This window comes from Leptolyngbya sp. FACHB-1624, from assembly GCF_047649235.1.
Classification (GTDB): Bacteria; Cyanobacteriota; Cyanobacteriia; order Leptolyngbyales; family Leptolyngbyaceae; genus Leptolyngbya; species Leptolyngbya boryana.
The window spans coordinates 2,176,183-2,199,448 of sequence record NZ_CP180258.1; the positions used below are offsets into that span (position 1 = coordinate 2,176,183).

The window sequence follows — 23,266 nt, forward strand, 5'->3', positions numbered from 1 at the left end:
TATGGCTCATTTAGCAAATCGGCGATCGCAAAACGCTGCAGGCGATTTTTACGTTGATAGTTCGTGTATTGATTGTGATACTTGTCGCTGGATGTCACCGGAGATTTTTTCGCGTGAAGGCAGTCAATCGATCGTGTTTCATCAACCAGCGAATGAAACAGAACGACTCCACGCGATGCAAGCCTTACTCGCTTGCCCAACAGGTTCAATTGGAACGGTTGAAAAACCGACGGATATTAAATTTGCACAAGAAAGCTTCCCAATTTTAGTCGCTGAAAATGTCTATCATTGCGGCTATCATGCGGAGAATTCTTTCGGGGCTGCGAGCTATTTGATTCAACGTCCTGAAGGGAATGTTTTAGTCGATTCTCCAAGGTTCTCGCCACCGCTAGTAAAGCGTATCGAAGCAATGGGCGGAGTGAAATATCTGTATTTGACGCATCGGGATGATGTGGCGGATCATCAGAAGTTTCGAGATCATTTTCAGTGCGATCGCATTCTCCACCGTGATGAAATCAATCCCGGTACTGAAAGTGTAGAAATTCAACTCACTGGAACAAACCCCTTTCAGCTTGATTCTGAACTGCTGATCATTCCCGTTCCAGGACATACTAAGGGACATACTGTTTTGCTGTACAAGAATCAGTTCTTGTTCTCTGGCGATCATTTAGCTTGGTCAGCAAAACTGAATCATTTGGTTGGTTTTCGAGATGTTTGTTGGTACTCTTGGGATGAGTTAAAGCGATCGATGCAAAAGCTCAGTGACTATGACTTTGAATGGGTACTGCCGGGACATGGTAGACGCTATCACGCCGATGTAGAAACCATGCACCAAGCGATGCAAACATGCTTGAATTGGATGGGATTGAATCAAGACACGGGGGACTGGGATGATTGAACAAGAGCGGATTGACGAGATAATTCAGACGCTGAAACAAGACTTACCCACCTTGTTTGAGAAAGATATTACCTATGACATTTACAGTTCCGATATCTTTTTCAAAGATCCCGTCAATACGTTCAAATGGAAGTTCAATTACCGAATTATCTTCTGGACATTGCGCTTTCACGGAAAGCTATTTTTTACAGAACTCTTCTTCGATCTACACAAAGTCTATCCAAAAGATGAATCGACGATCCTAGCAGAATGGACAGTTCGAGGAACTTTGAGAGTTCCCTGGAAAGCGCGATTGTTCTTTAATGGCACATCAACTTACAGTGTGAATTCTGAAGGGCTAATCAACAATCATTTAGATACTTGGGATCGCCCTCCAGGTGAAATTCTCAAACAGTTTTTTCAGCGAGGCGAATCATAATCTTGACGCACAAAGGGCTGCCCCAATCAATCCGACCTGTGGATTGAGCACGATTTGAATGGGAACTTGTTCCATCAGCGATCGCATTCTTCCTTTCAGTTGGAACGATCGCACAAAGCTTCCTTCTTCCATCAAGGGCAACACTTTCGCAGCAATTCCACCTGCAATGTATAAGCCACCATAAGGAAGCAATTTCAAAGCCTGGTTGCCTGCCTCTGCACCATAGGCATCAATGAACATTTGCATGGTTTTTTCAGACAGATGATCGCGCTGTTCTAATGCGGCTTGAGAAATGGCAGCAGCCGGATCAACGGTTTTTTCTCGTCCGATTTCCGAATTCCAAGTATGCATAATCTCTGCAATCTCTGGAGATTCTTTAGCAAAATCGCGATCGCGCAAAAATTGATAAATGGCAATGATGCCCTGTCCCGAAACAATTCGTTCGACCGAGATGCGTTCAATATTTAACTTATCCAGTAAGTAGCGCGACATCTGAAATTCTAATTCCGTCCGAGGCGCAAAATCGGCATGTCCACCTTCAGATTCAAACACTTGATAAGCCGTGCCATCATGCACTAAATAGCCCTGTCCTAAGCCCGTTCCTGCCCCAATCACAGCAATCGGAGCGTTTTCCTTCGGCTGACCTTGTTGTAAGACATGCAGATCTGTCGGCTCTAAGGCGAGAATCCCATAACCGATCGCGGCAAAGTCATTAATCAGGGAAACTTTCGGAATCGAGAGTTGTTCAGATAAGCGATCGCCTTCTAACATCCAGCCAACATTCGTGACTTTACTGGTATTGTTCACAACTGGACCAGCAATTCCAAAACAAGCCTTTTCTGGCGCAAATAATTGTCCGGTTGCCTGCTGTGCTTCTTGCAAGAATTTTTCCACCATCGGCACGAGATCAGGAAAGTCACGACTGACATAGCGTTGCTCAAATAAGCTACTTTTCGCTGTTTCCGTCTGATCTACTTGAGCTTCCACCAGTCGCAAAATTGTTTTCGTTCCACCAATATCGCCAGCTAATAACAGCGCCATTTTTACATTACTCTCCGATCGCAACCTTTTTAAGTTATGCCAGATCGATCGCTTTTTGTGATCTCCCAGGCGAATAGAATAGAAAATGGCGCATAAAAAATAAACGATGATGTCTTCGATTGCGGATCTCAGAAAGGATTACACCAAAGAAACGTTAAACGAAACGGATGTTGATCCGAATCCTTTTCAACAATTTCAACACTGGTTTGATCAAGCGGTGAAGGCAGAGTTGCCAGAACCGAATGCAATGACTTTGGCAACCGCCAGCAAAGATGGCATTCCTGCGGCTCGGATTGTGTTGTTGAAAGCCGTTGACGATCGCGGTTTTACTTTTTTCACGAACTACAACAGCAACAAAGGAAAAGAGTTAGAAGCGAATCCTCAAGCAGCTTTGGTGTTTTTGTGGACAGAGCTAGAACGCCAGGTGCGAATTGTCGGCAGCGTTGAAAAAGTGTCTGCTGAAGAATCGGATGGCTATTTTTTCAGTCGTCCGCACAACAGTCGTTTGGGAGCTTGGGCATCGGAGCAGAGCGAAATTATCCCGAATCGGGATGTTTTGGAGCAGAAATTAGCGGCGTTGAAAGTGGAATATGAGAGCCAGGAAGTACCGCGTCCGCCGCATTGGGGCGGATTTCGAGTGATTCCACGCGAGATTGAATTTTGGCAAGGCAGACCAAGTCGATTGCACGATCGCTTACTCTACCGTCGTCAAGGAGATCATTGGACGATCGAACGGATGTCTCCTTAATACAAGAATGCGATCGTGGCTCAACGCTAAAATTAAGAGCCACGATCGCAAGTCTCTCTATCGTTCTAAGAGGATGTTTGAAAAGTATCGTTTCTGGCACTCACCCGCCCCTCGACTGGAAGTCGGGGCTAACGGTACGAAGTCCTTTGAAAAGGACTGGAAACTTGATGCTGAAAGTCTTTTAGTCCCTTGAGTGGACTTGCTTCTGTTAGCCCGGATTTTCAATCACGGGCGGGATAGCAACGAGAGCGAAGAAACTTTCTATACTTTTAAAACATCCTCTAAAGCGTTCTGAGCAAAAGGATTCAGCGTTTCCAATACGTTGCATCGGCTTCTGCTATCAATGGAGTGTAACCTTTTGCCTGACGATGAACTTGAGGCATTCCAGTCTGATTCACCTTCTCATTCAACAATGCCTGCTGTATGTTTCAATCTGAGTCTATGCCGGAACAGCATAGGCTCGATTCTGAAGCAGATTCACGATCGCAGTTTTTTCGAGCAAGCCCACTAAGATATTGTTTTCTTGAACAACGGAAAGTGCAGTCAACTTGCGTTCTTCCAACAAGGTTGCCACTTCTGACAAGGGACGATCGCTCTGTACCATGAGAGATGGGTCAAGCGGTTTTACGAGGGTTTGAACCAAAGTTTCAGACCACAGATCACTCGGAATCGCTTTCAAATCCTCGATGGAAAGCGTACCCAGCAGTTGACCCTCTGCGTTTGTGACTAAAAACTTCTGCCACACCCGCTGATCCAGAATCCGCTGATCGGCAAACTCTCGTAATGTTGACGAAGCAGCAACAACCGGGCTATTTGTGCTGACGGCATCGGATGCTGTCAGCCCTGCTAAGCGATCCAACACCACGCCATACTGAGCAGCTTGGCTGGCATTCTGAAGCAAGAACCAACCAATCAAGATATTCCAGAAGTTCAGCCCACCGCCAAATACAACCAAGGGTAGCAGTCCCGATGCGATCGCTAACCAACCGATCAATTGACCGACCCGACCCGCAACCTTCATCCCCTTGTAAGGGTTGCCCGTCACTTTCCAGACTAAGGCTTTCAGAATGTTGCCGCCATCCAGCGGTAAACCCGGAATCAGATTAAAGAGCGCTAACGCGAAGTTCACCGAAACCAACACGCCCAAGATTGCAGCAGGTGCCCCAGAGATGCCCGTACCAACTGCCAAAAGGGTTGCCAAACCAGCAAGGAGCAAACTGACTAAAGGCCCTGCGATCGCAACTTGAAATGCTTCAGCGGGAGTTTGCGACTCTTTGTCTAAGCTCGCTAATCCCCCGAATAGAAACAACGTGATCGATTTGACACCCACACCTTGCTTCAGCGCCACAAAGCTGTGACCGAGTTCATGAGCCAGCACAGAACCAAACAATAGCAGTGCTGTGAGCAATCCTAATCCCCAAGACAGCCCCGAAGGCAAATTGGGAAATTGGGCTGCCAGTCCTGAGCCATAGCTAAAAGTGACTAAGCCCAACACTAAAAACCAGGATGGGTTGGCATAGAAAGGAATTCCAAACAAACTGCCGACACGAATGTTATTCATATCGGGTACCTCCGATGTAGCAGACGATTTTGATCGCCCTGGGTTCTGTCTTCTCTAATGTAACGAAGTGTAAAACGCTTTTTAATTTTTCCATTGCCGTAATTACCGTCTTCTTCGGGTTCGTTTACACCACAGCGATATGAAGAGACATGGATCGAACTCTGGAAGTTTGCACGCAGAAATCTTCTGAAGGAAACTTAAGGTCATAAAGGCATATGCAACTTCAGTAAGCATATTTCGGAATCCGCAGCAGCACCTTAATACCCATATGCTTGTGTCGTCCGCGATGCTCTCTCAGAACTTTCACTGTCGCGTCTCTGCCGGGAATTTTCAAGTTCTTCCCGTTGCTTGGTGTAGTTATACGATCGATGCAACGATAGATAACTTGTCCTTGACGTTGCTGGTTCCATCTCATTTAATAGCAATTTAAGGGCTGGGAGTCTTCTACATCTCATGAGGAACCGCCGATTTTTCTCTACTAAACGTCGCTCCTACTTTACGATCGTCATCGTTTTGCTCCTCAGTGGCATTCTTCTACGATCGCTCCCCTATCTCGCGCCGATTCGAGCTTCTGACATTGCCCAAAACGATCAAGCCATCGAATTCCAAGACCGCAATGGTTTGCCGTTAGGAACCTTGCTCACTCGCGATCAAGACCATACTGCGGTTGTTTCACTCAATGCAGTTTCACCGAATTTGGTTCAAGCTATTCTAGCGGCGGAAGATCAAGGATTTTATCATCATGGAGCGGTAGATCTCAAAGCAGGGATTCGAGCGATTGCAGAAGCAATTCAAGCGCGTCGGATTGTTAGCGGTGCTTCCACAATTACGATGCAGCTTGCACGAATGCTGGAACCAAGCCCGCGTACAGCTTGGGGAAAGATTCAGGAAATTTGGCTGTCCTGGCGGTTATTTGCCGGAATGAGTAAAGATGAAATCCTTCAGGCATATCTCAATCGTCTACCGATGGGTGGCAATATTTATGGGGTAGAAGCCGCAGCAAGAGTTTATTTCGGTATTCCAGCGCGGGATTTGAATTTAGCTCAGGCGAGTCTATTAGCAGCCTTACCGAATGATCCGAATGATCTCAATCCCTATGAGCATTGGGAGCATTTGAAGAAACGACAGCAGTATGTGTTGGATCGGATGGTGCAGGATGGTTACATTACTCAAAGTCAGCGCGATCGCATCTTTGCTGAAGCAGTAAAGCTACAACCTCGGCAGCAAGGCATTCTCGCTGCACCCCATTTTCTATTTTGGAGTGCCAACCAACTGCCCAAAAACCATCCCGCTCAAATTCGGACAACGCTTGATTTACCTCTTCAGCAATTTGTAGAAGCGCAAGCTCGACAAGTCATTGAGACTCTAGCAAGAAATAATGTTCATCAAGCAGCAGCGATTGTTCTTGATAATCGAACCGGAAATGTTTTGGCGTATGTTGGTTCGATCGATTATTTTGCTGCCTCACAAATGGGGCAAAATGATGGCGTACAAGCGCTACGTCAACCCGGTTCAACGCTCAAACCCTTTCTCTATCAACTAGCATTAGAAAAACGAATCATTCAACCGAATACAGTGCTAGCAGATGTGCCGACGCATTATGCCATTCCAGGAGCAAAGCTCTATAGTCCAACTGACTACAGTGAAACGTTTCAAGGCCCAGTTCGTGTCCGCATTGCTTTAGCAAACTCCTTAAATGTGCCAGCGGTGCGAGTGTTAGAAAAAGTGGGAGTCGCGATATTTCTCGATCGATTGCATCAATTGGGTTTTGCTCATCTGAATCAATCACCTGACTATTATGGCTTGGGACTGACTTTGGGAAGCGGTGAAGTTAGCCTTTGGGAATTGGCACAGGCGTATTTATTGATGGCAAGGCAGGGACAATCAACCATGCTTCATCCCCAGTCCTATAGTGCTTACTCGACATCAACTTGGTCACTGATTACGAATATGTTGAGCGATCGATATGCGCGTGCCAGATCCTTTGGCGTCGATTCGGTGCTGAGTTTGCCGTTTCCGGCAGCCGTGAAAACGGGAACTTCATCGGACTTTCGAGATACATGGACGGTTGGGTTTACAACAGACTATACGGTTGCAACCTGGGTTGGTAATTTCAATGGTGAACCGATGCGCCAAGTTTCAGGTGTCACAGGTGCTGCACCACTTTGGAGCCGCATTATGCTCCATCTCCATGAACATCGAGAACCTGCTGCTTTGCCATTGCCTAAGGATCTGGTGCAACGTCCGATCTGTGCGTTGTCAGGATTGCGTCCCACGGCTGTTTGTCCCACGATCGTGCAGGAATATTTCTATCCTGAAGATCTCACAGCGTATCAACAACATCCAGATACGTTTTATCAAGCCATTTCAAACGATCAACAGCAGTACCGCCTGAATTTGCCAGCAGAATACAATGAATGGCTCGCGATGCAACAAGAACCGATACTGTCTCCTGGCACGTTAAGAATCATTTCTCCGCGCAATGGCGATTATTTTCTAGTCGCGCCTGAGATGGGATCAGGTCAGAACTTGCAGTTTAGACTCGCTGAAGTACCCAAACAGCCTGTAGAGTGGTGGCTCAATGGCGAGAAGATTGCTACTCAAACCTCTAATACGTTCTTTTGGAATCTACGATCGGGCGATTGGACATTGCAAGCTCGGAGTGGAGCCTCAACAGATCAAGTTCGCTTTCAAGTGGGAGTGGCAGAGAAACCATCGACTCGTCGGGGATTTTCCCTCACTGAAGCGAGCCGTTAGTTAAGAATTATAGGAATTTCAGCAATTCCTCGATCGCGATCAGCTACTAAAGAAATAGCAATCGCTGCTTGTGTGAGGGGTAGACAATGACCGTTCGCAGGCTTTTGACGACTTGGAAATATTTTTTGTTGGGGCTGGCACTCGTTTTAGGAATTACAGCCTGTAATCGATTGAACTTGGTTACGCAAGCACAACCGCTTTCGACAGTAGAAGCATTACCCACACCCAAACTTCCAGATTGGATTGAGCAAATTAGCCCCACAGGTGCAACCAATCTGCTTTCACAGATTCGGATTCGGTTCAAAGAGCCATTAATCCCGATCGAGAGTTTAGAAAGTTCCGATCGAAGAGACATCTTGAATCGCTTTGAACTCACACCGACACTTCCCGGTCGATTTCGTTTTCTCACACCAAAAATGATTGGCTTTCAAGCAGATGCAGCGTTACCAACTGCAACAAGAGTGAGAGTAACCCTGAAAGCAGGACTTACAGATCTAAAGCAACACAAGCTCAATCAAGATTTTGCTTGGACATTTAACACACCTGCGATTCAACTCACAGATTTACCTAAATTACCAAGCGATTCATCAACACCAATCGAACCCATCACACTCAACCCAAACTTAGAAATCACCTCAAACACAGAGTTAGCTCCAGAATCGGTTAAAGCAGTCCTGATACCTGAAGGTAGCCAGCAAAGAATACCACTTCAAATAGAGCTGAAAAAAGAACAATCCCAAGAAGCAGATCAATCCTTTGAGAATCCGCAAGAAAAATTCAATTCTGCGATGCGGGATTGGATTTATGTTTTATCCCCTCGGCAAACCTTAGAGAAAGCAAAACGCTATCAACTTGAACTTGCTCCCGGAATTCTTCCCCGTCAAGGCAATCTCGCGACAACCTCTCCCTTTACAGGAGAGGTCATGACCTATGCACCCTTAGCATTCCAAGGAATTGAATACAGCGATCGACCAAATGAAGGAGGAGCCTTTGGACGGTTTGTGCAAGGATTTGCTCAACTCAAGTTCAATAATGCTTTAGTGGCAGAAACCGTAGCAAAAAATGTCACTATCCAGCCATCTCCAAAAGAACCTGCGCGTTGGCTCAGAGCCTATGATAACGAGCGTGTCATCAGCCTGAATCCTTGGGCACTCGCACCCCAGACAACCTATCAAATTACGATCGGTGCTGGTCTAAAAGACAAGTTTGGACAAACGCTAGAGAAACCTATCACGATAGAGTACAAAACTGGAGAAGTAGCAGCAGATTTTTGGGCACCCTCTGGACTCAATATTTTTCCTGTAACCAAGAGTGTGCAACTCAACTTATCAGCCGTCAATCTCCCAACTTCCCAATACAAGGCTGCTTATCGAGTCGTACAGCCTACAGACTTGGTTTACACCGATTCTGCTGAGCCGCAAGGAAACGGAAAAGATCTCCTGTCAAAATCTGATACTTGGAAATCGTTTAAGATTCCAGTCCAAAAGAAAAATCAATCGACTGAGATTGCGATTCCACTCCGCGAGAAGCTTGGAAGTAAGACGGGAATGCTCGCCTATGGCGTCCAAGCCCAGACCTACCAATACATCGAGAAAGACAATGAGAAATGGCGTGAACCCACTTTTTATGGATTAGTGCAACTGACAAATTTGGGTGTCTTTGCTCAGTGGTTTCCCGACTCAGGAGTGGTTCGAGTTCATCATCTATCCGATGGTTCTCCGGTGAATGGCGCGAAGATTGAGATTTATCGATCGCAGTTAAGCGCAAAATCTAGACCCGAACCTCAACCTTGTGCAACCGGAACAAGCGATCGCGCTGGAACTCTAATTCTCAATGCACAAGCAATTCAAACCTGCATTCCCGATAACAAAGATAGTTTTGCAGAACCTCCCGAACTCTTGACCATCGTGCGTGAAGGACAAGACTGGGCATTTTCTCGTGCGCTCAAGTGGAGTGGGAGCTATGGCTATGGCATCTATGCTGGATGGGATAGCGATCAACCAGAATCGCGCGGTACGATTTTCTCCGATCGACAACTCTATCAACCGGGTGAAAAAGCTTGGTTCACAGGCATTGCAACTTATCTGAAAAATGGTGTCCTTCAACAGGATAAGAATATTCGCTACACCGTCACCCTGATTGATCCCCAAGGAAATAAAACAACATTAGGGGCACAAACGACAAATGAGTTTGGTACTTTTTCTCTAGAAGTCCCGATCGCCTCAGATCAAGCATTAGGAAACTATACAATTCAAGCAAAAGGGACAACCGGAGCCGAAATTTCCGGTGAGTTTCGGGTCGCAGAATTTAAACCTCCGAATTTCAAAGTCGATCTATCGCTCGATAAAGAGTTTGCGAAGGCAGGTGAAACCATCAACGCTCAAGCTCAAAGCAACTATCTGTTTGGTCCAGCGGTAGAAGGGGGACAGGTAGAATACTATGCAACTCGCCAGAAGGCAGAGTTTGCTCCCAAAGGCTGGGAAGAATTTTCATTCGGACGGAAATGGTTTTATCCAGAAACAGAACCCACGATCCAAAGCGATGTCTTACAGAACAAAACTGCGCTAGACGCCCAAGGAAAAGGACAACAATCGGTCACAGTTGCATCGAATTTACCCTATCCGATGACCTATCGCATTGATGCTCAAGTGACGGATGTCTCAAATCTAGCGGTTGCAAATTCTAAAACCTTTACAGCCTTGCCGAGCGATCGCTTAATTGGTCTTAAAAGTAATTTTGTGGCGGATGCTGGCAAGCCGTTCAATCTCCAAGTGATTGTTACTGATCCGAAAGGAAGTGCGATCGCGGGACAATCCGTGAAACTGGAACTCCAACAGATGATTTATAGCAGCGTAACTCAGGTCATTGAGGGAAGCCAAACGCCGAAAGATCAAGTGGAGTATAAAACTGTCGGTCAAGCAGAACTCCGATCAGAAAATTCAGCGCAAACGGCTACATTAACACCGCCAGAATCAGGCTCTTATCGCATTCGAGCAAACTTTACAAACGCGAAAGATGATTTAACCGCAACGGATTCACAAATTTGGGTCACAGGAGAGAATCCAGTCCTTTGGGGTGGACGCTACAGCAATAATCGTCTCGAATTGCAACTGGATAAGAAATCCTATCGACCGGGTGAAACAGCCAATGTCGTGATTCAATCGCCCTATCCCGAAGCAGAATTATATTTTGCGGTTGTGCGTCACAACACAATCTACAAAACTGTCACAAAAGTCCAAGGCGGCGCACCCCAGATTCAATTCAAAGTTACGCCAGATATGATTCCCAATGCTGCGGTTGAGGCAGTTCTGATCCGGCAAGGCAAACCTGTTGAACAAGTTGAGCCAGGTCAGCTCGATAAACTCGTTCGGATTGGATTTACGCCGTTTACGACCAATTTGGATGAACAGTATTTGAAAGTGCAAGTGACGCCACAACAAGCATCTATTCAACCGGGTGCAGAAGAAACGATTCAGCTAGAAGTGAAAAATACTCAAAGCAATCCGGTGCAAGGTCAATTCACGGTGATGGTTGTCAATGAAGCGGTGTTGCAACTCACTAACTATCGCCTACCCGATTTGGTTAAGACAGTCTATGCAGAACAAGCCATCTCAACTCGCTTTGCAGATAATCGCCCGGATGTTGTTCTAGAACCCTTAGCTTCCCCGATCGATAAAGGTTGGGGCTTCGGAGGTGGGCTTTCCAGTGGAGTGGGTGACACACACATCCGCAAAAACTTCAAACCGTTAGCTTACTATAATGGCTCAGTCTTAACCGATGCGAATGGCAAAGCGATCGTGAAAGTCAAACTCCCCGATGACTTAACCACATGGCGAGTGATGGCAGTCGCGATCGATCAAAAAATGCACTATGGCAATCATGATGCAACCTTTATCACAACGAAACCCCTCATCGCGAATCCTGTGCTGCCCCAATTCGCGCGCGTGGGCGATCGATTAGACGCAGGAGTGGCTATCACAAACAACACTGGACAATCAGGTACGTTAACAATTAACGGAGCAGTGAGCGGATCACTGCAATTAACGGGAGATCGATCTGCGAATTTACAAACTCCAATCGAATCTGGAACAAAAGCTTATCGCTTTCCCATGACTGCAAACAATACTGGCACAGGAAAAGTCCAATTCCTAACTCAGTTGAACAATACATCAGATGCCTTTGAAGTTCCGCTAGAAGTAAAACCACTAGAAATTACTGAGCAAGTCGTAGAAACTGGAACAACAGAACGGCAAGTACAAATTCCAATCCAGATCGATCGCAATGTGGTCAATAGCACAGGCGGATTAGAAATTTCGCTTGCTAGTACGTTGATTCCTGAACTTAAAGCGCCTGCACGTCAAGTTTTTGATCAAGAGCAACTCCCATTTTTAGAATCAGCTGCTAGTCAGTTAGCGATCGCAGCCAATCTCCAAATTCTCTCCCGAACTTACGGACAAACATTTAATGAGTTCAATCCGCCGGAACAAGCAGCCCAAGCCCTAGAACACTTACAAGCGCTCCAACGTCCTGATGGTGGATTTGCTTTCTTTCCTGGTGCAGAACAATCTGATCCCTTTGTTTCACCCTATGTAGCACAAGCGCTCTCAAAAGCCGCAACTGCTAAGCTTCCGGTGAATACAACATTAGTCAGCAAACTAAAAACCTATTTGCAAAAGATCCTCGCAGATCCAGGGCAATATGAGTTTTGCACAGAACAACGTTGCAAAGACCAAATCAGACTACGATCGCTGATTGCACTTGCCGAACTTGGAGATCAACGTAATGATTTCTTAGCTGATTTATATGAACGTCGGAAGCAGTTTGACGATATCGATCGCATTAAGTTAACTCGTTACCTCTCTCGCTTCCCAGACTGGCAAAAAGAAGCAGATATGCTGGTCAAACAAATTCAGAAAACCATCTATGAGACAGGACGAACTGCAACCGTAAATCTTCCTCAGAAGTGGCAATGGTTTAGTTCTCCAGTAACAGCCCAAGCAGAAGCCTTGCGGCTGATGATCGATCGCAAGAGTTCAGCAGAAACCCTAGATAAATTACTCTCTGCCTTACTGGCTCTGAGAAAAAATGGTACTTGGGGATGTAGTTACTACAATGCTCAAGCGCTCACCGCTTTAGCAGAATATAGCCAACGCTTACCCAAACCTCCCAACTTTAGCGCGATCGCGCAACTCGACGGAAAACCTCTACTCTCTCAACAGTTTGCAGGATACAAACAACCGAGTGCGAATACAACGATCGCAATGTCAGACCTACCACGAGGGCAGCATAACTTACAAATTCAAAAATCTGGTCAAGGAACGCTCCACTATCTAACAGCATATCGTTATCGACTGGAAGGAAATCCCCTTGGACGATTCAATGGATTGCGAATCACAAGATCAATTCATCCTGCAAATAAGACAGAAACCTTAATGCAAATGGGATTGCAAACGATCGAAAAGCCTTGGCAGATAAAACCTGGACAAGTGTTGGATATTGAATTAGAAGTCATTACGGATCATCCCATTGATCATCTAGTGATTACAGATCCACTTCCCGCAGGTTTGGAAGCGATTGATACGAGTTTTCAAACCTCAACTCCTTATTTTCAGACAAAAGCAGATAGTTGGGAGATTGACTACCAAACGATCTACCGCGATCGCATCATGGCTTATGGAAACCATCTTGAAGCGGGAGTTTACACACTGCATTACTTAGTCCGCTCGATAACCCCTGGAACCTTTGTTTATCCAGGAGCAGAAGCCCATTTGCAGTATGCACCAGAAGAATTTGGGCGGTCTGCATCAGCAATGGTTGCAATCCCAACTCAGTAAGGTGGAAAGGACACTTTGTCAAAATATCGCATGTTTGGGCGCACTTGAACAATTGTCTCTGCGTTTATAACGACTAACGTATCTTGCCTGAAAGCCAATCAGCACATCATGGCACAAAGCCAGTAATACGGTCATATTCCAACTTGGGACTATTTTTGGACTGACGACACAACCAGGTTCAAACCCGCATTATCGTTCAGTCCAATCCAGTACTTCAATTCAATTTAAAATGGCTCAATCCCTCTCTTAATTTGAAATTAAGCCATTTCGCTTCAGTGTGAGTTGATTTTCATCGGTCAGCTTCGATATCTTTGTCTAAAGCGTTTGTCCGGTAAAGAAAGATGTCGATCGATTTAATTGTCTTCAGCGTCACGATTGATCCAAGTGCGATCGCGGGAGCTTGTCTTTGGGCGCTGGCGCTGTATTTGGGATTTTCACCTGTCGGGGATTGGGTGATCGAACAGTTAAATCGTTGGTTTAACTATGCCGAACGATCGCTGTATTCGTCGATCGAGGAATTTGAACGAACGAGAGCAGCTAGAGAAGCTCAAAATGCTTTTTATGCGTCGATTCTGAGCATTCTTCCTTTTTTGGGAGCAGGCGCGCTGTGTAACTTTGGCGTTGAAGCAGGTTTAGGTAAAAGTTGGGCAATTAGCGTCGGAATTTTAGCGTGTATGGGATGTGGAATTTACGAATTAGGTCGGCGCGATGGTCAAAAATCAGATTAATTCTTGATGAATTTCAATGCCTCGACGCTGCATTGCGCGATCGAACAATTCAGTAGGCAATGCTTGCTCGATCGCCCAAACTCCTGGTTTTTTCAATTCACCAGAGAGCAGCATTTCTGCAACCGTTCCCGTCCCAATTCCTGCCGAAACCGCAGTATCCAAGTGCGTCAAGGTTGAAACACAGCGAGTCGGTTGACCGTTCTTTTCTCCGGTCACTTCCGATCGAATTGCCACCCCAATGCCACTAAAACGATCGCTCACATCGGTCATAAAATGGCTGACATACGATAAAAATTCGATCACGGCTTTCGTTTGCAAAAGCTTCGGATGCCACCAGCGAGCCACGCTCCAAGTCAGATAGTTATAAAACTGGGGAACCGTGGCGAATTTTGTAACCACTGTTTTCACTGGGAACGTATCGGGAAGCGTAAATGCTTCTGGCATATCAAACCAGTAAACCCCGACTTTGCCGTATTTCGGGAAGTCGATTACTTCTCGATCACTATAAGGCTTCACCGTTTTCCAATCGCCATCGATCCAAGCTTCAAACGGGCGCTGTAATCCAAGAAATGTCGTTCGCATCACCGTGACACCTGCACCCCCAGAACCTGCGACCACATAACTTAAATGAATTTTCTCTGCATGATCAAGCTGTTCAACATCACGCCGCACCATGCTATTAGAAATACCAGGGAAAATACCTGTGTTAATCACAGCCGTCACATCAGCAGATTCAGCATTGGCACGATATGCTAATGCCTTGCGCGTGAAAGAAGGATGATCACTGACATCAATATAGTTAACGCCTTCGTCAATGCAAATTTGCAAGACGCTGGCATCGCGATAATGAAACGGTCCGGCACAATGAACGACTAGATCGGCTTGCGAAACTGCCGCTCTCAGGTCTGAGGGAGCCGTTAAATCGATCGCTTTAAATTGAGCGCGATCGCCCAATTGCTGACAGATTGAGTTGCCTGTAACCAGATTGCGTCCAGCGATCGTAATGTTGGCTGAGGTATGCGCGATTAGGTCTTCGGCAACTTTACTCCCGATGCGCCCACTGCCACCGAGGATCAGAACTTGCTTGGTCATGAGGCTTCATAACATCTCCGCTTTTCATTGTAGGAGAGATGAGGCACGTCACGTCTCTGCTTTTGAGGGTAGAAGAAACGATTTGTTAGCAACCATGCAATGCAGAGTGCTGGATAAGCCGTCGATCTCTGAATAGGTCTTTCTTTGGCGCAAAAATTCATCCAAAAGACTTCTTAGAAATGATTTTGCAGAGTTTCATGAAATTTAGAAGATGCAGAGCGTTTGATGGAGTCCACCCCAGCGATCGTAAAGAGTCAGCAATTCATCTGCCATGCGATCGCGATTAAATTTCTCGATCGCAGTTCGTCTTGCATTTCGTCCTAGCTCTTGCCGCATCTGCGGATTCCGAATCAGTTGAATCAAAGCTTGTGCAAGTGCTTGAACGTCTCCAGGCGGAACTGCGATCGCATCTTCATAATTGTTGACCAATTCTGCAGCCCCTCCCGCATTTGCAACAATCACTGCTTTTCCAAATGCCATCGCTTCTGCAATCACTAAGCCGAAAGGCTCTGGTTGGGTACTTGCATGAACAACAATATCTAGGTTTTCATAGATAGAAACTGTATCTGGCTGAAATCCAACAAACTCAACAACCTGTTCTAGCCCTAGCTTTGCAACATTGGTCTGTAGTTCTTCTAGCGAAAACTGTGAGCCTTGGGTGCTGTAGATAGGCGCACCGACAATCTGAAATTGAATCGACACCCCTCGAATTTCTGACATCACTTGTGCAGCAGCTTTCAGAAAAATGTCATGCCCTTTCCAGCGTGCAAACGTCGCGACTAAACCAATCCGTAAAACAGGCGATCGCTTTCCTTCAATCCGAAAGTATTGATGATCAATCGCCGGATAAATCACTTCAATCGGGACTTGCATTAAAGCTTGAGCATCATTTTTCACGGCCTGAGAAAGCGCGATCGCTCCAGTTGCAGATCGATTCAACCTCTGAAGAACTTTCGCCATAATTGGGCGCGTGCTATAAAAATCTTGAATATGCCAGATCACTGGGCAATTTAGCTGACCGAGTAATCCAAGTAAAGCATGAGCTTTAACTCCGTTTGAGTGAATCAGATCCGGTTGAATTCTGCGAATGAGTTGCTTTAATCTTTTTAAGTAGCTGAGAATAGCACTCAGCGATCGCATAATTTGTAAGAATGTTTTGGCTTTCTTAGCAAATCGGAATTCTCCTTTGAGATGGCTATCTCCAATCCGACTCATCACAGTAGGCATCGATAGACAAATCACTTGCACACCGAGCGCCTCTGCTGCCTCAATCAAAGCACCCGATGATCCGACAATTAAAGTAATCTCAGCATTCGGTTGCCGCGATCGCAAAGCCGCGATCGAACTCAGTAAAATTCGCTCTGCACCACCAATAAACCCAACTTGATTAAAGAACAGTAGTTTCATCGTGCTCCTAATTGTAAGTAAGCTTGAGTAATGGCTTTCGTGTGAGTTTGCCAAGAGTATCGACTGGCTTGAGCGAGTCTCAATGACTTCTCTGGTGTTCGTTGCCCGACCAATACCGCATCTACCGTTTCTACCCAAGTAGCAATCTCACCGACTGGGCAATAAATGGCTGCTTCTCCCCCCACTTCTCGCAACACAGGTAAATCGCTGACAACTGCGATCGCACCACAAGCTAACGACTCAATCACAGGCAAGCCAAAGCCTTCTGCCTGACTAGTGACGAGAACAGCCGCAGAGCGACGATAAAGTGCAGCAATTTCATAAGTTGAAAGGTTATGAAACTGAATCAGACGAGAGCGAATCTCTAGACGATCGAGTTGTTCATTCTGCTCTGAAGTCCAGTCTCCGCCGACTTTGACTAATCGCAAATTGGGATGTCGATCGCGCAACTGTGCAAACACATCCAGCAAAACATCAATTCGCTTCCGAGGAATACAGCTTCCCACATGCAAAATGAACGGAAAGTCTGCTAGTTCTGGAAACAGCGATGGTGCTGTCTCAATTGGAGAAAACTCTAGAGAAATGCCATAAGAGGCTTGAATTAGACGATCAGGGTTGACTAACTGATAATGTTCAAGTTGCTGTCGAACCGAAGCCGTCGAATAAAAGACGATCGCTGCTTTTTGCAATCCATCTAAAATTCGCTGAGACATTGCTCGATACCAACCGGGTCGAGGTTCCTGTCCTGGTTCAATCAACGATCGAAATGCATCAATATCATGACAATACACTCCTGTTCGCTCTGCGGGAAGCTCGTGCACTAACTGAGCATAGCTATGATCACACACATGAAAAATATCAAATTGCGATGCTAGCCTTTTCACATAGTTTGGATAATCCCAAAAGCGATTCAGTAAGCGATCGCTATTAAAGGCAACTTTTCGACCTCTTAACTTCGGGAGACGAGCCACTCGATGATGAAAAGGAGGACGGATCGGATCAAGTTGCCATCTGCGATCCATACGCCAATGGCTCAACAGCATTTGAGCACAGAGATCCATACTGTGCCATTGTTCTTCGGGATAGTCACAGAGTAAAGCAGCACGCATGAATTTAACCTTTTACTCCCAACTTTGCTAAAGTCTCCACACTTGTCTCTGCTGGAATCAGTAAAACATCTTGCAAAGTGGGTGTGATAGTTTGGACAGGAATAAAACAATCTCGCCCGATTTGCTGATAGAAGTGATAGTTCCAAGACGAGAAAAATTCTGCAACATCTAGGAAAGAGTAGCCAAACTGCTGACACCAGTCAGGGTTAAACTCACCATAGATAATCGGGCGATGAGTCGCTAGAAATTTTTGTCCGCCTCTCAGAAACTCAAGTTCGGCTCCCTCAATATCTACAACCAGACAATCTTGCTCATTCTGATAGTCCGTCAGCAATGGAATGAGGGCTGAAGCTAAACGATATTTTCCCCGAAAGTAAGGTAAAGCTCTAAGCGGTGCTGCAATTGAATTACGAACAATAGACCTAAGCATTTTCAGCATCCTCTCGACTCTCAACAGTATCTATTTTTTGCAGTACAACACAGATCCGGTAAGAAGCTTGACCATAATCGATCGAGTCATCCCAACTGGCAATCCGCTCAAATAATTGGCGAATGGGATGCTCACTTAAGTTCTTTCGATAAAAGAACCAACTCAACCAATCCATCAGAGGATAGAGAAACAAGCCGCCTCGCCTGACGCTGATAACTTTCCAACCTGAACCTGCAATTGCGATTAATGCTTCTAATGTGAAATGCTCATGCCATTCAACTTGACAACCCCGACGCTCATACACACTATCGCGGAGTCCACGTTGAACCACCCAGCGATAAAGTGTTGGTAAACGATAGCGAATGTTGTTCGAGTCCATCCAGGCAAACCAACCCTGATGTGGAGTACTTACAATTAGCTGTCCGCCCTGTCTCAGTACTCGTCGAATTTCTTGCAAGCTGTTCGCTCGTGATTTAGCTGGAATATGTTCTAAGACTTCCAAGCAAGTGATACAGTCAAAGGATTCTGCAGCAAAAGGTAAATCTTCTGCTGACGTATGATGCAGATCAATTCCAGGTAGTTGACGTTGTGCGATCGCAAGTGCGGTTTCATTAATTTCAACCCCTGCAAGCTTCAATCTCGGCATTGCTTGCTGACAGGTTTTGAGAAAAGCACCAACATTACAGCCTACATCTAAGAGCGATAGACTTTCCGGGCGAATCCAAGTGGTTGCTTGCATCGGTTTGATTAGTAAAGTGAGATCAGCGAATTACTTCTTTCTAAAATCGAGTCGAAAAACTCTAAATGTTGTCGTGCAACGACTGACCAGCTATAGGTCGAATGTGCCCTATCGAGTCCTTTTTTTGAGAAGACATTTCTTTGGTCTGGATCATTCAACAACATCGAGATTGCCTGTACCCAAGCTGTCTGATCCTTTTCTTTAACAACAATCCCAGCATCGCCAATCACATAAGGAATTTCTCCACTATCACTGCCAATTACCGGGATTCCAGTAGCAAATGCTTCAATTAACATTCTGCCAAATTGCTCACGCCAGCTTTTTGTCGTCTGGCTTGGCGCGCAAAGCAGATCCATCGCATTCAGATAGTGCGGAACTTGATCATGTCTCACGGTCGTACAGACACGCACTCGATCGCCATAACGCGCACCCCAAGATCGTAAATCCGCTTCCATTCCTCCCGTGCCAACAAACAGAGCACGCCAAGGCTGCGAAATTTGATCGAGCGATCGCATCAATAGCTCTAGCCCTTTCTCAGGTACAAACCGCCCTAAAAAACCAATCACAGGCACATCCCCTGTGTCCCATTCCAACTGCTGTCGAACCTTCTGCCTTGCAGCAAGATCGGGTGCAAATAGCTCCACATCAACGCCATGCGGAATATGTCGAGTTGGCAGATCATAGTGACGACGCTGCTTTAGTGTATTTGCGACGGTCTGACCTGCATAAATCCAAGCTGTCGCACGTTGCATCGAATAGGTTTCAATCCAATTGAACGGGGGTGGATAGGACTTTGGATTGTTCTGGCAGGTGAAATAGACAAGTGGCGTTTTAGGCTGAGTCCATCGTGCAACCTGCCCTCCTGACACCACATAAGGCTCTTGCCAGCAATGAACTAGATCCCACTTTTGCTGAAGAATTTCTCGGAGGCGATCGTGATACATCATCAAATGGGTTGGCTGTTGCCAACGCATCGAAACTCCCTCTAGCACACAGCGATCGTCTTGATCTTGCCGAAGTTGTAAAGGTCTTAAATCGCCTTTTAATGCTAAAGGTGAAACGATCGTAATATCCCAGTCTGATCCACTAATGCGCGCCATCTCATTGGCGAGGCGGCGATTGAGCGGAACAATGTAGGAATGTCCAATGGTCAGGAGTTTACGAGAAGAAAACTGCATTCACTTGCAAAATTTAAGGTAAAACTAAGGCTCGTCGATCGCTGGTTTAATCACACTGAACTATCTAATTTTTATGCAATTCTACCCACCGTAGAAACACTCAATCTAAATTCTAATTCTGCAAAATCACAGCAATTTTATGCAAACTCTCAAGGAAATAATCACGATCGTGCCGAAGTTGCCGCCAGAGATCGATGGATTAGGAGACTATGGTTTTCGGCTGGCTCAACAGCTTTTCGCGGATTATGGAGTACGAACTCGCTTTATCGTAGGCGATCCAAATTGGAGTAGTAATACGCTTTCCCACTCTTCAACGGTTTCAGTAAGATCACCGCAAGCCCTATCCGCATTATTACCTCCTCTAGATCAGGTCGTTTTTCTCCACTATGCAGGACATGGGTATGCGAAACGAGGCTGCCCATTTTGGTTAGTTCAAGCGCTCACAGAGTGGTGCAAGATGGGCGGACGCTTGATAACAATGTTTCACGAACTCTATGCCACGCGTCCACTTCTAAGTAGTGCATTACTAACATCACCTCTACAAAAGAAATTAGCGATTCAGTTGATGCAGATCAGCGATCGGGTTTTCACAAATCGCCAATGCTACGCTGAAAAGATTCAAATGCTCAGCCATCATCGAGAGGTTACAACGCTCCCTGTTTTCTCCAATATTGGAGAGATTACCCATCCGATACCGTTGCAAGCGCGATCGCGAGAATTAGTGATCTTCGGCAGTTCCAGTACGCGCCAGCGAATTTATCAGCAGACATCACTGCTCAAGCGAATCTGCCAAAGCCTAGAAGTTCAGACGATTCTGGATATTGGAGCGGATATCAAACTCAAATCTGATTTGCCGATTCGTCAACTCGGAATTCAACCCGCAGAACAGATTAGCCAGATTTTGAGTCGTGCGAGCGCAGCAGTAGTAGACTATCCAATGGATTCCTTAGCAAAATCAGGTATCTTCGCGAGTTATTGTTCGCATGGTCTTTTACCGATTGTTATCTCATCTCGCTTGCATAATCAAGACGGGCTTGAAATGAATCGTCATTACTGGCTAGCAAATTGTAAGTTAGATCTCAATCAGGCACAAGCGATCTCAACAGCAGCATATACCTGGTATCAAACTCATTCTCTGAAAGTTCAAGCTCAATCGATCGCTCAATCCTTAGAATTATTTATCAAACTCTAGCAACGGCTAAGTGCTGCCAATGCGATCGCAACTGCACGCCCCCTGAATCCCGGAGCAGAATATTTGGAGTCTGTAAACCTGGCAAAACCTCTATCTGCCAGCATCCAGGTAAATAGTCCAAGATTCTGCCAGACTCCAACCGAGCAACCAGATCAAGCAGATAGCGACCTGGCTGAAGAGGAAGGTTTTCTAACTGCATTTGAATTGTGCCAGTATCTCGTGAGAAGTTCCAGAAACGACCAGACACTTCACTATCGAGAGTCATTAGTCGAGTTCCTGCAAGTGAATTGAAGCCGATTCCAAATGCAACTTCCTGAATGGGTTGGTAGGCTTCGTACTCAAGTTGAATCGTCAACGTCTCTCCATACAAAATCTCTCGACCCTGATTGAAGGTTATGGCTAACAGTCGCAGTTTATCTTCGGCACAATACTTTCGCTCTGCTGTGCGAAGATCAATAACTGGATTGGTAGACTGAAACGTAGAGCCTAAGTATTGATCAGCCACGGTGCGAATTGAGCCAGATAGGACAATCTGCCCATCTCTAAGCCAAATGGCTTGATTGCAAAGGTTCTGCATCACAGCAATGTTATGGCTGACAAATAAAACAGTTCTGCCTTCTTCTGCAACTGTATCCATCTTGGTTAAGCACTTCTTTTGAAACTGTGCATCTCCAACTGCTAGCACTTCATCCACAATCAGAATTTCTGGTTCTAAGTGAGCAGCAACAGCAAATGCAAGCCGCACATACATTCCAGAGGAATACCGCTTGACAGGCGTATCTAAAAACTTCTCAATTTCTGCAAACGCAACGATTTCATCAAACTTGCGTTGAATCTCGGCTTTGCTCATGCCTAGAATCGCGCCGTTGAGAAAGATATTTTCACGTCCTGTCAGTTCAGGATGAAATCCAGTTCCAACTTCTAATAAGCTCGCAACTCGTCCCCGCAGGCGGATCTTTCCGGTTGTCGGTCGAGTAATTCGACTCAAGAGTTTCAGTAAAGTAGATTTTCCAGCCCCGTTGCGCCCGATGATGCCGACACGATCGCCTTGTTGAATTTCAAATGACACATCTTGCAGTGCCCAAAATTCCTCGCGATCGCGAGAAGATTGAGACGATCGGGTCAAAGGATTGAACACTGAGCGCGCACGCTTGACGAGTACGTCTCGCAACGCCACATAGTGCTCTCCTTTCTGATGCCGCAGCATATATTTCTTACCGAGATTTTCAACTCGAATTGCTGGGCTAGACATGCATCAAACTCCTTTTCATCAATTCTCAACGTCTAGAAAACTAAATGATATCTGCGAAGGATTCTTCCATCTTGCGGAAATAGCGGATTCCGCTAATCAGCAGCAGCAGCACCAAAGTTAGAGATGTGATAAATCCAGGTAAATGCAGTGTTGCATTTTCACCCAAAATCGCCCAGCGAAATCCATCTATCACGCCGACCATCGGATTGAGTGAATAGAGCCAGCGCCATTGTTCTGGGACAATATTACTGCTAAATCCCACAGGCGACACATACAATCCAAATTGAACGATAAAAGGAACAATATATCGAAAATCTCGGTACTTCACATTCAATGCTGCTAGCCATAACCCTGCACCAATCGCAGCAGCAAAAGCAATGAGAATAAAAGCCGGAAGGGTCAGAATCCGCCAGTTGGGCACAAAGTTATACCATGCCATTAATCCGAGTAAGACCATTCCGGAAATCAGGAAGTCTACAAAGCTGACAATCACACTGCTCATCGGAACAAGCAGCCTAGGAAAGTAGACTTTGGAGAGCAGATTTGAATTGGCAGTTAAGCTATTGCTAGAGTCGCTTAGAGCATTGGAGAAGAACTGCCAAGGCAGCATTGCAGAGAACACAAGAATCGGATAGGGCACACCTTGAGCGGGAAGTTTTGCTAATCCACCAAAGATCACTGAAAAGACGATCATGGTTAACAAGGGACGTAACAGTGCCCAAGCAATGCCGATCGCAGTCTGTTTATACCGGACTAAAATATCTCGCCAAGCTAAGAAATACAGGAGTTCACGGTACTTCCACAAATCTCTCCAATATTGTCGATCGATGCGCCCCGCTTCCAGCGTTAACTCTTCTAAGTGCATTTCTGTTGATTCCTGAT

General features: G+C 45.8%; 17 protein-coding genes. 7 read left to right on the plus strand and 10 right to left on the minus strand.

The features are described from left to right. The first annotated feature begins 1 nt into the window (after nt 1). Entirely contained in the window at nt 2-898 is an 897-nt protein-coding gene (locus ACMUEV_RS10005; protein ID WP_190648136.1) for an MBL fold metallo-hydrolase, read from the plus strand. Beyond that, the gene (locus ACMUEV_RS10010) at nt 891-1,316 is read left to right on the plus strand and encodes a DUF2358 domain-containing protein (protein WP_190648134.1); all 426 of its coding nucleotides are present in this window, start codon (nt 891-893) and stop codon (nt 1,314-1,316) included. The genes ACMUEV_RS10005 and ACMUEV_RS10010 overlap by 8 nt, the downstream gene beginning before the upstream one ends. Here the strand turns inward: ACMUEV_RS10010 and ACMUEV_RS10015 are convergent. Then, nucleotides 1,311-2,357: a glucokinase gene (locus tag ACMUEV_RS10015; protein ID WP_190648133.1), complete on the minus strand. Its 1,047-nt coding sequence runs from the start codon at nt 2,355-2,357 to the stop codon at nt 1,311-1,313. The two genes, ACMUEV_RS10010 and ACMUEV_RS10015, sit on opposite strands and share 6 nt — an antisense overlap. 106 nt (nt 2,358-2,463) lie before the next feature. Between ACMUEV_RS10015 and pdxH the strand changes: the two genes are divergently transcribed. Then, complete coding sequence (pdxH, locus tag ACMUEV_RS10020; protein ID WP_190648130.1) at nt 2,464-3,105, plus strand: pyridoxamine 5'-phosphate oxidase; 642 nt, start codon at nt 2,464-2,466, stop codon at nt 3,103-3,105. Between the two features lie 439 nt (nt 3,106-3,544). Here pdxH and ACMUEV_RS10025 read toward each other — a convergent pair whose 3' ends face one another. Further along, entirely contained in the window at nt 3,545-4,666 is a 1,122-nt protein-coding gene (locus tag ACMUEV_RS10025) for a site-2 protease family protein (protein WP_415354765.1), read from the minus strand. A 453-nt stretch (nt 4,667-5,119) separates the two neighbouring features. Here ACMUEV_RS10025 and pbpC point away from each other — a divergent pair, with 453 nt between their 5' ends. The 3 genes from pbpC to ACMUEV_RS10040 all read left to right on the plus strand — a co-directional run bounded on the left by pbpC (nt 5,120) and on the right by ACMUEV_RS10040 (nt 13,985). Continuing rightward, nucleotides 5,120-7,423, plus strand: a complete 2,304-nt coding sequence (gene pbpC / locus ACMUEV_RS10030; RefSeq protein WP_190652690.1) for a penicillin-binding protein 1C — start codon at nt 5,120-5,122, stop codon at nt 7,421-7,423. 86 nt (nt 7,424-7,509) lie between these two features. Continuing rightward, nucleotides 7,510-13,257: an alpha-2-macroglobulin family protein gene (locus tag ACMUEV_RS10035; RefSeq protein ID WP_190652689.1), complete on the plus strand. Its 5,748-nt coding sequence runs from the start codon at nt 7,510-7,512 to the stop codon at nt 13,255-13,257. Nucleotides 13,258-13,598: 341 nt separating this feature from the next. Next, nucleotides 13,599-13,985, plus strand: coding sequence for a hypothetical protein (locus ACMUEV_RS10040; RefSeq protein ID WP_190652688.1), 387 nt, complete (start codon nt 13,599-13,601; stop codon nt 13,983-13,985). Here the strand turns inward: ACMUEV_RS10040 and ACMUEV_RS10045 are convergent. The 6 genes from ACMUEV_RS10045 to ACMUEV_RS10070 form a co-directional block, all read right to left on the minus strand. Further along, nucleotides 13,977-15,077, minus strand: a complete 1,101-nt coding sequence (locus tag ACMUEV_RS10045) for a saccharopine dehydrogenase family protein (RefSeq protein ID WP_190652687.1) — start codon at nt 15,075-15,077, stop codon at nt 13,977-13,979. The genes ACMUEV_RS10040 and ACMUEV_RS10045 overlap by 9 nt on opposite strands. Before the next feature lie 204 nt (nt 15,078-15,281). Then, nucleotides 15,282-16,484 carry a glycosyltransferase family 4 protein gene (locus ACMUEV_RS10050; protein ID WP_190652686.1) on the minus strand — a complete coding sequence of 401 codons (1,203 nt, stop codon included), beginning with the start codon at nt 16,482-16,484 and terminating at the stop codon, nt 15,282-15,284. Beyond that, complete coding sequence (locus ACMUEV_RS10055; protein ID WP_190652685.1) at nt 16,481-17,593, minus strand: glycosyltransferase; 1,113 nt, start codon at nt 17,591-17,593, stop codon at nt 16,481-16,483. Before ACMUEV_RS10055 ends, ACMUEV_RS10050 begins: the two co-directional genes overlap by 4 nt. 4 nt (nt 17,594-17,597) lie before the next feature. Next, nucleotides 17,598-18,023, minus strand: a complete 426-nt coding sequence (locus tag ACMUEV_RS10060; protein WP_190652684.1) for an FkbM family methyltransferase — start codon at nt 18,021-18,023, stop codon at nt 17,598-17,600. Continuing rightward, nucleotides 18,016-18,762, minus strand: a complete 747-nt coding sequence (locus tag ACMUEV_RS10065) for a class I SAM-dependent methyltransferase (RefSeq protein WP_190652683.1) — start codon at nt 18,760-18,762, stop codon at nt 18,016-18,018. Before ACMUEV_RS10065 ends, ACMUEV_RS10060 begins: the two co-directional genes overlap by 8 nt. A gap of 8 nt (nt 18,763-18,770) precedes the next feature. Continuing rightward, nucleotides 18,771-19,940 carry a glycosyltransferase family 4 protein gene (locus tag ACMUEV_RS10070; RefSeq protein WP_190652682.1) on the minus strand — a complete coding sequence of 390 codons (1,170 nt, stop codon included), beginning with the start codon at nt 19,938-19,940 and terminating at the stop codon, nt 18,771-18,773. Nucleotides 19,941-20,079: 139 nt separating this feature from the next. Here ACMUEV_RS10070 and ACMUEV_RS10075 point away from each other — a divergent pair, with 139 nt between their 5' ends. Then, nucleotides 20,080-21,132, plus strand: coding sequence for a glycosyltransferase family 1 protein (locus ACMUEV_RS10075; protein WP_190652681.1), 1,053 nt, complete (start codon nt 20,080-20,082; stop codon nt 21,130-21,132). Here the strand turns inward: ACMUEV_RS10075 and ACMUEV_RS10080 are convergent. Next, complete coding sequence (locus ACMUEV_RS10080) at nt 21,122-22,384, minus strand: ABC transporter ATP-binding protein (protein WP_190652680.1); 1,263 nt, start codon at nt 22,382-22,384, stop codon at nt 21,122-21,124. The genes ACMUEV_RS10075 and ACMUEV_RS10080 overlap by 11 nt on opposite strands. Before the next feature lie 40 nt (nt 22,385-22,424). Then, the gene (locus ACMUEV_RS10085; RefSeq protein ID WP_017289223.1) at nt 22,425-23,249 is read right to left on the minus strand and encodes an ABC transporter permease; all 825 of its coding nucleotides are present in this window, start codon (nt 23,247-23,249) and stop codon (nt 22,425-22,427) included. Between the last annotated feature and the right edge of the window lie 17 nt (nt 23,250-23,266).

Coding starts and splice junctions, on each gene's coding strand:
- pdxH (WP_190648130.1), top strand. CDS start 2,464: ATGATGTCTTCGATTGCGGATCTCAGAAAGGATTACACCAAAGAAACG.
- ACMUEV_RS10070 (WP_190652682.1), bottom strand. CDS start 19,940: ATGCAGTTTTCTTCTCGTAAACTCCTGACCATTGGACATTCCTACATT.
- ACMUEV_RS10060 (WP_190652684.1), bottom strand. CDS start 18,023: ATGCTTAGGTCTATTGTTCGTAATTCAATTGCAGCACCGCTTAGAGCT.
- ACMUEV_RS10040 (WP_190652688.1), top strand. CDS start 13,599: ATGTCGATCGATTTAATTGTCTTCAGCGTCACGATTGATCCAAGTGCG.
- ACMUEV_RS10050 (WP_190652686.1), bottom strand. CDS start 16,484: ATGAAACTACTGTTCTTTAATCAAGTTGGGTTTATTGGTGGTGCAGAG.
- ACMUEV_RS10065 (WP_190652683.1), bottom strand. CDS start 18,762: ATGCAAGCAACCACTTGGATTCGCCCGGAAAGTCTATCGCTCTTAGAT.
- ACMUEV_RS10075 (WP_190652681.1), top strand. CDS start 20,080: ATGCAAACTCTCAAGGAAATAATCACGATCGTGCCGAAGTTGCCGCCA.
- pbpC (WP_190652690.1), top strand. CDS start 5,120: ATGAGGAACCGCCGATTTTTCTCTACTAAACGTCGCTCCTACTTTACG.
- ACMUEV_RS10055 (WP_190652685.1), bottom strand. CDS start 17,593: ATGCGTGCTGCTTTACTCTGTGACTATCCCGAAGAACAATGGCACAGT.
- ACMUEV_RS10010 (WP_190648134.1), top strand. CDS start 891: ATGATTGAACAAGAGCGGATTGACGAGATAATTCAGACGCTGAAACAA.
- ACMUEV_RS10080 (WP_190652680.1), bottom strand. CDS start 22,384: ATGTCTAGCCCAGCAATTCGAGTTGAAAATCTCGGTAAGAAATATATG.
- ACMUEV_RS10005 (WP_190648136.1), top strand. CDS start 2: ATGGCTCATTTAGCAAATCGGCGATCGCAAAACGCTGCAGGCGATTTT.
- ACMUEV_RS10015 (WP_190648133.1), bottom strand. CDS start 2,357: ATGGCGCTGTTATTAGCTGGCGATATTGGTGGAACGAAAACAATTTTG.
- ACMUEV_RS10045 (WP_190652687.1), bottom strand. CDS start 15,077: ATGACCAAGCAAGTTCTGATCCTCGGTGGCAGTGGGCGCATCGGGAGT.
- ACMUEV_RS10085 (WP_017289223.1), bottom strand. CDS start 23,249: ATGCACTTAGAAGAGTTAACGCTGGAAGCGGGGCGCATCGATCGACAA.
- ACMUEV_RS10035 (WP_190652689.1), top strand. CDS start 7,510: ATGACCGTTCGCAGGCTTTTGACGACTTGGAAATATTTTTTGTTGGGG.
- ACMUEV_RS10025 (WP_415354765.1), bottom strand. CDS start 4,666: ATGAATAACATTCGTGTCGGCAGTTTGTTTGGAATTCCTTTCTATGCC.